We start from the raw sequence: 5,612 nt of genomic DNA, 5'->3' as shown, positions 1-5,612 counted from the left end.
TGGCGCCGCCGGCCTTCGCCAGCGTCATCGTGATCGCCGCCGTCAGCGTCGTCTTGCCGTGGTCAACGTGGCCGATCGTGCCGATGTTGCAGTGCGGCTTCGTGCGTTCGAACTTTTCCTTGGCCATGGCCAAACTCCTGATGGCCCGGGTTGAGGGGCGCGATGCTGATCAAAAAACCTGGAGCGGGTAGACGGGATCGAACCGACATCCTCAGCTTGGAAGGCTGCTGCACTACCATTGTGCTATACCCGCGCGGAGACTGCGGAAGTTCTTGGGGAACGCCGCAGCCGGTTCCTCTCCGTCGTCCTGATCCATCGTATCCGTCAAGGCGCGTGGTGGGGGAAGAAGGACTCGAACCTTCGAAGCTTACGCAGGGGATTTACAGTCCCCCCCCTTTGCCACTCGGGACATTCCCCCAGCGCGCCTTGTCGAACCGATGGACCCCTCGTTCCGCCCTTAATCAAGCGGGACGAAACAAAAGCCTTCGGCTTGTCGCCTCCTCTAGGATAGAGGGGGCGCCCAGACCCGAAAGCCCTTGGGGCTCCAAATCGGAGGGCGTCTTATAGTGTCGTCGAAAACAGAACGCAACGACCGTAAAAGCGGTAAAAAACCGGTCTTCGGAAACCGGTCTTCCGGCCCGCGCGAAAAGGGGCAAAAGCCCGTCGCACAAGGCTTTTCCAGCCGCGAGGAGCCCCCTCGCGCGCCCCGTCCGGCGGACCGGAGCAAGTCCGACGCCGATAATTTTCTCTGGGGCCGTCATCCGGTCCTGGCCGCGCTGGCGAATCCCGCGCGTCGCGGCATGGGCCGGTTGCTGGCCACGGCCGAGCGCGCCGCCGAGATCGAACAGGGCCAACTGGCCCACGGCCACAAGATCGAGGTCGTCGAGGTTCAGGCCCTGACCCGGATGCTGCCGGCCGGCGCGGTCCACCAGGGCCTGGCCTTCAAGGTTCAGCCGCTGGAGGGCGTTTCGCTGGAAGAGCTGGCCGAACCGGCCCAGGGCGTCATCGTCATGCTGGACCAGCTGACGGATCCCCAGAACGTGGGCGCCATCTTCCGCTCGGCCCTGGCCTTCGGCGCGCGGGGCATCGTCGTCCAGGACCGCCACGCCCCCGCCCTGGCCGGCGCCCTGGCCAAGGCGGCGGTCGGCGCGACCGAACGCCTGCCCCATGCGCGCGTGACCAATCTGTCGCGCGCCCTGGAGCGGCTGGCCGATCTGGGCTGGCGCGCCGTCGGCCTGGACGGCGCCGGCGAACAGACGCTGGAAGAGGCGCTGAACCGCCAGCCGACCGTTCTGGTCATGGGGTCCGAAGGCGACGGCATCCGCCGACTGGTCGCCGAACACTGCGATGTCCTGGCTAAGATCCCCATGCCCGGCGGATTCGAGAGCCTGAACGTCTCCAATGCGGCCGCCGTCGCGCTTTATGAGGCGACGCGCGCGCAACGCGGCTGACAGACGGCCGCACCGGCGTTAAGGAGCGGACATGGAATTTCTCTCGTCTCCCGAACTCGCCAGTCAGGCCACGGCGCTGGGCCAGGTCCTGCTGATGGACCTGGTCCTCGCCGGCGACAACGCCGTCGCCGTGGGCCTGGCCGCCGCCGCCCTGCCCCAGGATCAGCGCAAGAAGGCCATTCTGATCGGTCTGGCCGCCGCCGTCGTCATGCGCATCGGCTTCGCCCTGATCACGGTCCAGCTTCTGGCCCTGGTCGGCCTGCTGCTGGCCGGCGGTCTGCTGCTGCTGTGGGTCTGCTGGAAGATGTGGCGCGAACTGCAGGAGCAGCGCACCCACGACCAGGCCGAGGCGGAGAAGGAGCTCGAGCTCGCCATGAGCATCGAGCACGGTACCGGCCCCTCGCCCGAAGAACTGGGGCTCAAGCGCAAGTCGTTCGGCGCCGCCCTGCTCCAGATCATGGTCGCCGACATCACCATGTCGCTGGACAATGTGCTGGCCGTCGCCGGCGCCGCTCATGAACATCCGTGGATCATGGTCTTCGGCCTGATCCTGTCCATCGCCCTGATGGGGGTGGCGGCGACCTTCATCGCCAAACTGCTGCACCGTTTCCGCTGGATCGGCTATATCGGCCTTGTCGTGGTCCTGTATGTCGCCCTCCACATGATCTGGGACGGCGCCCGCCAGGTGGTGGTCCGCACCGGCAATATGGATGAGTTCAACGCCTCCGCCCCGGCCTTCATCGAGATCAGTCCCGAGGAAGCCGCCAAACACCTGGGCCAGAAGCGCACCGAGACCAGCCCGACCCCGGCCCCGGCCGAACCCGCCGCGCCGGCGCCGACGCCCGCGCCATGACCGTCGCCACGGTCGATGTCGAAACGGCCGCCGCCTGGCTGCGCGCGGGCGAGGCCGTTCTGATCGACGTGCGTGAGGCGGACGAGTTCGCCGCCGCCCGCATCGACGGCGCGTTTCTGGCCCCCCTCAGCGCCATGCCCGCCGCCTGGGAGGCGCTGGACCTCCCGGCGGATCGCAGGATCATCGTCATGTGCCTGCGCGGCGGCCGCAGTCACCAGGTCTGCGCCTTCGTCGGCCCGACCGGCCCCGAAGGCCAGCCCCTGTTCAACCTGACCGGCGGCATCCAGGACTGGCGCGCCGCCGGTCTGCCGATCGTCGAGGCCTAGGCCGCTTCGGAATACTGGTCGAACGCCCTCAGGGCGTCGGCCGCGTACATCAGGGCCGGCCCGCCGCCCATATAGACGCACATCGCCATGGCCTCGGCGATCTCGTCGCGCGTGGCTCCCAGATCCTTCAGCGCCTTGGCGTGAAAGCCGATGCAGCCGTCGCACCGCTGCGTCACCCCGATGGACAGGGCAATCAGTTCCTTGGTCTTCTTGTCCAGCGCCCCTTCGGCCGTCGCCGACTTCGCCAGTTCCGAAAAGGCCTGCATCGGCCCGGGCTGCAGCCGGCGCAGTTCGCCGATGTAGGTCGAGATGTCGCGGGTCAGCGCCGCATAGTCCTTGGCCATGACAGCCTCCTTCTCAATTCATATTTTTACGATATGAGGCGAGCATGGAATGTAAAGACGCCATGACGGTGAAATTGTCCCACGCCCTTCCGCAGCGCGTGGACGACGCCTCCGCCTTTCTGAAGGGTCTGGCCAATCCCCACCGGCTGATGATCCTGTGCGCCCTGGCCCAGGGCGAGCGGAACGTCTCGGCCCTGATCGCCGAAACGGGCGTGGCGCCCGCCTCCATGTCGCAGCATCTGTCCAAGCTGAAGGACGAGGGGGTGGTGGATTGCCGCCGCGACCACCGCACCCTGACCTATTTCATCGCCCATCCCGGGACGATCCAGATCATGGCCGTGCTGTACGACCATTTCTGCGCGCGCGACGACGCCTGACCGGGCGCGGCTTTGCGCCGCGCCCGGGGCGCTCAAGCGTAGAGTTTAATCCGTTGTCCCTGCCTTCAGGGGGAACCGGCCGTTCGGCTTAGTCCGCCCCGCCGAACCGTTCGGACCATTCGGCCACCTGGGCGTCCTCGATCTTGGCGAACAGAACGCCCTGGGCCGCCACGGCCTGACCGACGGCCAGGCTGTTCAGCACATCCTCGTCAGCCCCGGGCCAGCTCAGGTCGCTGGACCCGACCGACGCCGCGATCTTCTCGGCCGAGAAGGGCAGGATCGGCGCCGCCAGACGCGCGAACAGGGCCACCAGATTCAGCCCGGTCCGCACACCCACCGCCGCGCGGTCGCGGTCGGTCTTCAACGCCGTCCAGGGCGCCGCGACCTGCAGATATTCGTTGCCCAGCACCCAGACGGCGCGCAGCGCGGAAGCGGCCTTGCGGAACTCCATGGCCTCGAACTGTTCGGTCGCCTCGGCGATTCCCGCCTTGATGTCGGCTTCCAGTTGGATCTCGACCGGACCCGCCTCGCCGCCCTCGGGCACGACGCCGTCGAACTTCGACTCGGCGAATTTGACGATCCGGTTGACGAAATTGCCCAGCACATCGGCCAGGTCCTTGTTGGTCGAGGCCTGGAAATCCTCCCAGGTGAAGGCCGAATCCGCGTGTTCCGGCCCATAGGCCGTCAGGCGCCAGCGCCAGTAGTCGGCCGGCAGCAGTTCCAGCGCCTGGTCCATGAAGACGCCGCGTTTCTGGCTGGTCGAGAATTTGCCGCCGTACCAGTTCAGCCAGTTAAAGGCCTTCAACTGGTCCACCGTCTTCCACGGCTCGCCCGAGCCGATGATGGTCGCGGGGAAGCTGACGGTGTGGAAGGCGACGTTGTCCTTGCCCATGAACTGGACATAGCGGACGTCCTCGGCCCCCTCGTCCAGACGCCACCAGTCGCGCCACGACCCGCCGGTCGCCTCGGCCCATTCCTCGGTCGCGGCGATATATTCGATGGGGGCGTCGAACCAGACGTAGAAGACCTTGTCCTCCATGCCGGGGCGGGGGAAGCCGTCCTTGGTCACCCGCACGCCCCAGGCCAGGTCGCGGGTGATGCCCCGGTCGATCAGCCCCTCGTCCAGATGCTTGTAGGCGATGGACTTGGCCAGCGTCTGCCAGCCGCTCTTGCCGTCGACCCAGGCGCGGATCTGGGGCTCGATCCTGGTCTGAAGCAGATACAGGTGGCGGGTGTCGCGCACCTCCAGGTTCTTGGAGCCCGACACCGACGAATAGGGATCGATCAGGTCGGTCGGATCCAACAGCCGGCCGCAGTTGTCGCACTGATCGCCGCGCGCGCCGACATGGCCGCAGTGCGGGCAGGTGCCCTCGACATAGCGATCGGGCAGAAAGCGGGCGTCGTCGATCGAATAGATCATCCGATCCACCCGCTCCTCGATCAGGCCGTTCTTCTCCAGGGCCTCGGCGAAATGCTGGGTCAGGCGATGGTTCTGCGGGTTGGACGACCGGCCGAACCAGTCGTAGCTCAGGCCGAAGGCCTGACCCGCGGCCTTCTGGATCTCGTGTTGCTCGTCGCAATAGGTGCGGACGTCCTGGCCGGCGGCGGCGGCGGCCAGTTCAGCCGGGGTGCCGTGCTCGTCCGTGGCGCAGATATAGAGGACCTCATGGCCTTGAGCCCGCTTGAACCGCGCCCAGACGTCGGCAGGCAACATCGAGCCCGCCAGATTCCCCAGGTGCTTGATGCCGTTGATGTAGGGCAGCGCCGAGGTGATGAGGATGCGGGCCATGATCGTCCAGGAGTTCGGGGAAGCGCAGGGATATAGAGAGCGGAAGCGGCGACGTCACCTCTCCCTCCCCTACATGGGGACGGAGATTCTATGGCAGGCGCCGCGCCACCCTGACGAACCGCCCGGTCAGCAGGACAGACGAGGCCAGGCTGGCGATCACCACCGCCCAGACCAGACCGTCGACGCCCATCCGGTGCGCCAGAATCCAGCCCAGCGGCATCATCACCGCCCCATAGGCCACGAAATGCATGATCGTGGGCCACCAGACGTCGCCCGCCGCCCGGTTCGCCTGGGCCGCCACCACCTGGATTCCGTCCGCGACGAAGAACAGGGTCGCCAGCACCAGGGCCGGGGCGGCGATGGCCAGCAGGACCGGATCGCGATTGTAGGCGCCCACGATCAGATGCGCGCTGGGCCACACCAGCAGGGCGACGATGAAGGTCATGGCGCTGAACACGCCCAGCCCGACCAG

The 5,612-nt window shown here is 67.0% G+C and carries 8 protein-coding genes and 2 tRNA genes; 4 read left to right on the top strand and 6 right to left on the bottom strand.

What is annotated here, in order from left to right; all coding sequences use genetic code 11:
- From ER13_RS18060 to ER13_RS15645, 3 genes are all read right to left on the bottom strand, one after another.
- Positions 1-127: GTP-binding protein (locus ER13_RS18060; RefSeq protein ID WP_231492570.1), on the bottom strand; the 127-nt coding region annotated here is incomplete at its 3' end.
- A 52-nt stretch (positions 128-179) separates the two neighbouring features.
- Positions 180-253 (bottom strand) — tRNA-Gly (locus ER13_RS15650).
- Between the two features lie 81 nt (positions 254-334).
- Positions 335-418 (bottom strand) — tRNA-Tyr (locus ER13_RS15645).
- Positions 419-566: 148 nt separating this feature from the next.
- Between ER13_RS15645 and rlmB the strand changes: the two genes are divergently transcribed.
- Genes rlmB through ER13_RS15630 form a run of 3 tightly spaced genes read left to right on the top strand, consistent with a single transcriptional unit; the run spans position 567 to position 2,630 of the window.
- Complete coding sequence (gene rlmB / locus ER13_RS15640) at positions 567-1,451, top strand: 23S rRNA (guanosine(2251)-2'-O)-methyltransferase RlmB (protein ID WP_081836260.1); 885 nt, start codon at positions 567-569, stop codon at positions 1,449-1,451.
- A gap of 31 nt (positions 1,452-1,482) precedes the next feature.
- Positions 1,483-2,304: a TerC family protein gene (locus tag ER13_RS15635; RefSeq protein ID WP_035310739.1), complete on the top strand. Its 822-nt coding sequence runs from the start codon at positions 1,483-1,485 to the stop codon at positions 2,302-2,304.
- Positions 2,301-2,630, top strand: a complete 330-nt coding sequence (locus ER13_RS15630; RefSeq protein ID WP_035310737.1) for a rhodanese-like domain-containing protein — start codon at positions 2,301-2,303, stop codon at positions 2,628-2,630. Before ER13_RS15635 ends, ER13_RS15630 begins: the two co-directional genes overlap by 4 nt.
- Here ER13_RS15630 and ER13_RS15625 read toward each other — a convergent pair.
- On the bottom strand, positions 2,627-2,974 hold the full coding sequence (locus tag ER13_RS15625; RefSeq protein WP_008258902.1) for a carboxymuconolactone decarboxylase family protein: 348 nt from the start codon (positions 2,972-2,974) through the stop codon (positions 2,627-2,629). The two genes, ER13_RS15630 and ER13_RS15625, sit on opposite strands and share 4 nt — an antisense overlap.
- 44 nt (positions 2,975-3,018) lie before the next feature.
- On the opposite strand from ER13_RS15625, the gene ER13_RS15620 reads away from it, so the two are divergent.
- Positions 3,019-3,351 (top strand): helix-turn-helix transcriptional regulator, encoded by a 333-nt coding sequence (locus ER13_RS15620; protein ID WP_231492568.1) that lies wholly within the window; start codon positions 3,019-3,021, stop codon positions 3,349-3,351.
- Between the two features lie 88 nt (positions 3,352-3,439).
- Here ER13_RS15620 and metG read toward each other — a convergent pair whose 3' ends face one another.
- Positions 3,440-5,140, bottom strand: a complete 1,701-nt coding sequence (gene metG / locus ER13_RS15615; protein ID WP_035310735.1) for a methionine--tRNA ligase — start codon at positions 5,138-5,140, stop codon at positions 3,440-3,442.
- A gap of 88 nt (positions 5,141-5,228) precedes the next feature.
- The coding region (locus ER13_RS15610) for an MATE family efflux transporter (RefSeq protein ID WP_035310734.1) at positions 5,229-5,612 on the bottom strand (384 nt) is incomplete at its 5' end.

It is taken from the genome of Brevundimonas sp. EAKA (assembly GCF_000698025.1).
Lineage (GTDB): Bacteria > Pseudomonadota > Alphaproteobacteria > Caulobacterales > Caulobacteraceae > Brevundimonas > Brevundimonas mediterranea_A.
Note: the sequence above shows the minus strand (reverse complement) of the source record. Positions and strands in the feature narration are given on the sequence as shown.

Coding starts and splice junctions, on each gene's coding strand:
- ER13_RS15635 (WP_035310739.1), top strand. CDS start 1,483: ATGGAATTTCTCTCGTCTCCCGAACTCGCCAGTCAGGCCACGGCGCTG.
- ER13_RS15630 (WP_035310737.1), top strand. CDS start 2,301: ATGACCGTCGCCACGGTCGATGTCGAAACGGCCGCCGCCTGGCTGCGC.
- ER13_RS15625 (WP_008258902.1), bottom strand. CDS start 2,974: ATGGCCAAGGACTATGCGGCGCTGACCCGCGACATCTCGACCTACATC.
- ER13_RS15620 (WP_231492568.1), top strand. CDS start 3,019: ATGGAATGTAAAGACGCCATGACGGTGAAATTGTCCCACGCCCTTCCG.
- metG (WP_035310735.1), bottom strand. CDS start 5,140: ATGGCCCGCATCCTCATCACCTCGGCGCTGCCCTACATCAACGGCATC.